Source organism: Vibrio sp. 1402 (genome assembly GCF_033340275.1).
This window is the reverse complement of the sequence record NZ_JAWOWE010000700.1, coordinates 1-519: the sequence shown is the minus strand read 5'-3', so window position 1 is coordinate 519 and position 519 is coordinate 1. Positions and strand designations below refer to the sequence as shown.

At 41.0% G+C, this 519-nt stretch carries 1 protein-coding gene; it reads right to left on the bottom strand.

Features of this window, described 5'->3' with window-relative positions; translation table 11 throughout:
- Positions 1 to 404: YfbU family protein (locus tag R7044_RS28025; RefSeq protein ID WP_225456357.1), on the bottom strand; the 404-nt coding region annotated here is incomplete at its 3' end.
- Positions 405 to 519 lie beyond the last annotated feature (115 nt).

Sequence of the window (519 nt, the reverse complement as noted above, 5' to 3'; positions counted from 1 at the left end):
ATTGGCATTTGGCTGTTAAAGTGGTGATCTGCCTTGTCGAATTGTGGGTAAAGACCTTCAGAATCAACAAGGAAGCGGACGTAATGCACTTGCTGCGCTTCTGTTGCGATATCGAAACCTAAGAACTGTAAGCGACGTTGGTCTACTTTGCTACGCTCTTCCGCATCTAACATATTGGTAGATTCTTGCATCGCGTGATACATCTCCATAATGTCGATGATTTCACGGCATTCTGCTTCTGAAAGGCAACCGAAATCTTTGTTCAGTTCGCGCATTTGTAGCTCATAGCCGCGTTCAACGATCGTCTGTAGGCGTTTGTATTTAGCCGCATTATTCGGATCAAGCTGAGACATTAGGTTGTATTGGTTTGATAGAATCAAACGTTGAGCGTTTGACATTTCCATGATGACCTCACTAAATAATCTAATACATTTTTAATGTGCTTAGGTTAACGCTTCAGACAAGGGTGAAACATGATCTCAACACATATTTAATATGAAAAAATGGCAAGAATTGTCA